Here is a 1,861-nt window from a genome sequence, read left to right on the forward strand (position 1 = left end):
CTTTCGTGTTGCCGCGCGCCGACGCGTCCCGTTGCCAAGGCAAGGGATAGAACGGCCGGAAGACACGGAATTGAACGGATCAGAGAACGAGGTGGCGCTCGACGTGGGCGCGTGTTCGCGGCGGCTGGAGCTTGAAGACGGAGACGCCGTGGCTGGCGGCGATGCGCAGCGCCTGGCCGGTGCCGCCCGAGGCCTCGCCGTCGGCGGGACCGGCACCGAGTTCGAGAATCCGGTGCCGGCTCATGACGCAGCCCCCAGTGAGCTGTCGGGATACCAGGCAAGTTCCAATGCGTCCGGATGCGCTGCCTCGAACTCGGCGATGCGCGCATGGGTGATGAGACCCGCACGATCCTTGAGCCCGACGTAGCCCCCGTAGAAGCGGTCACCGGCTGCAACGAACTGGGCGTGGATGTCCTCGCTCACCGCCTCGCTGGCGAAGAAGCCTGGCACGCCGGCGATGTGCGCCGGGGGCAGGACGCCGAGCATGTCGTCGAAGAAGGCCTCGCTCACCCGCGAGAGCGGGAAGCGGGCGAGCACGGCTTCGCGCGAGGCGGCCGGCAGGGTTGCGTCAGCTGCGGTCATCGCTCGCACCTCTGGTCACCTCGAAGGCCGGGATGGTCATCTCGGCGCGGGCCATCTCGCGTTTGAGATCGCGCAGCCGCGTGAAGCTGTTGATCCATGACGTGGTGAAGAGAACGAATTCGTCTTCGCTTGCCGTGTAGTCGCGCATCGGCCCTCGCCCATCGAACAGGACGATTTCGGGGAGGAACGCACCGAGGCAGCCGCCCGACCAGCGGCGGAACGGCAGGCCGTGCTCGGCGCAGAAGGCGTCGATCTCGGGAATCTGTCCGCCATTGAGCTCGGTGCCGTAGAGCTCGAGCGGCTCGCCGCCGGGCAGTGCCGCAGGATCGAAGGGTTCGCCGTCCCACTCGGTGCGCAGGTCATAGTCGGCCGCGTGCGCGGCGAAGAGGGCAAGATTTTCGCGCGGCAATACGCCGCCGATGGTGATGTGGACGAGGGCTCGGTCGTCCATGGGCCTGGGTCCTTTCGCTTGGGTCTGATCCGACCGGCGAAGCCCCCCTCCCCTCAGCCTGACGTCGCTGTGGGCCTCCCTGCCCCCCAGCGTTCGGCTGTGCGATCGACGGCGAGTGCGCTGGAGCAGGTCTGGCACAGCGCGAAGGCTTCAGCAGGTGTGCCCGCGAGCCACTGCTCCCAGTTTTCTCGGGCGAGGACGACGGGCATGCGGTCGTGTACGTCGCCCATCTGCGGGCAGCCATCCACCATCACCATTGAATAGGCCGCGCCCCACTCTTCGGTCGGGCGCCACAGCCCTGCGACGGCAAAGACCTCTTCGCCCGCCAGCGAGTACCCGGTCCGGGTCATCTGACCCTTGATGCCCTCGGCCTCGGCCCAGGCGGTCACCGGGATCAGGCAGCGGCGGCGCTCGAAGCTTGGCCGCCAGAACGAAGTGCCGAGCTTGTCCTCACGCGCGTTGTTGACGGGCTTTGGCTTCAGCGGTTGACCGTGCTTGCCTTTGAGGACGAGAGGAAAGCCCTTGGGGCTACCCGCGTCTGGCCCTCGGCGACGGCCGGGATAGCCGGGATAGACTTCGGCGGCGAAGTTCGCGCCTGCGCCGCCGCGCGCACCGAACAGCCGGACGATTTTCCCAGGGGCCCTGGTCATGCGATACAACTTGCACATGGGGGGATGCTCGGCGGACCACCCTGCCCTGTCAATCGGAACGGGCAGCGGTGCCAGCCGTCTTGCAAACATGTTCTTTCTATGTTCTCATATCGACATGGAACAAATCGATACGTCTGCTGTCGCTCATGCGATCCTGGACGCCCCGGGCTGGGCGCGG

Annotated in this window: 5 protein-coding genes; 1 reads left to right on the forward strand and 4 read right to left on the reverse strand. The window is 67.1% G+C overall.

What is annotated here, in order from left to right:
* Positions 1-79 precede the first annotated feature (79 nt).
* From AX703_RS27390 to AX703_RS11910, 4 genes are read right to left on the reverse strand one after another with little or no spacing between them, the layout of a single operon-like run.
* On the reverse strand, positions 80-244 hold the full coding sequence (locus tag AX703_RS27390) for a hypothetical protein (RefSeq protein ID WP_156452032.1): 165 nt from the start codon (positions 242-244) through the stop codon (positions 80-82).
* Positions 241-582 (reverse strand): hypothetical protein, encoded by a 342-nt coding sequence (locus tag AX703_RS11900; RefSeq protein ID WP_062344292.1) that lies wholly within the window; start codon positions 580-582, stop codon positions 241-243. Before AX703_RS11900 ends, AX703_RS27390 begins: the two co-directional genes overlap by 4 nt.
* Positions 569-1,033, reverse strand: a complete 465-nt coding sequence (locus AX703_RS11905) for a hypothetical protein (RefSeq protein WP_062344294.1) — start codon at positions 1,031-1,033, stop codon at positions 569-571. Before AX703_RS11905 ends, AX703_RS11900 begins: the two co-directional genes overlap by 14 nt.
* Before the next feature lie 53 nt (positions 1,034-1,086).
* The gene (locus AX703_RS11910; protein ID WP_039338704.1) at positions 1,087-1,701 is read right to left on the reverse strand and encodes an SOS response-associated peptidase; all 615 of its coding nucleotides are present in this window, start codon (positions 1,699-1,701) and stop codon (positions 1,087-1,089) included.
* Between AX703_RS11910 and AX703_RS28345 the strand changes: the two genes are divergently transcribed.
* On the forward strand, positions 1,682-1,861 hold a 180-nt coding region (locus AX703_RS28345; protein WP_369821015.1), incomplete at its 3' end, for a DUF6771 family protein. The two genes, AX703_RS11910 and AX703_RS28345, sit on opposite strands and share 20 nt — an antisense overlap.

The sequence above is a fragment of the Novosphingobium sp. CCH12-A3 genome (genome assembly GCF_001556015.1).
GTDB lineage: Bacteria > Pseudomonadota > Alphaproteobacteria > Sphingomonadales > Sphingomonadaceae > Novosphingobium > Novosphingobium subterraneum.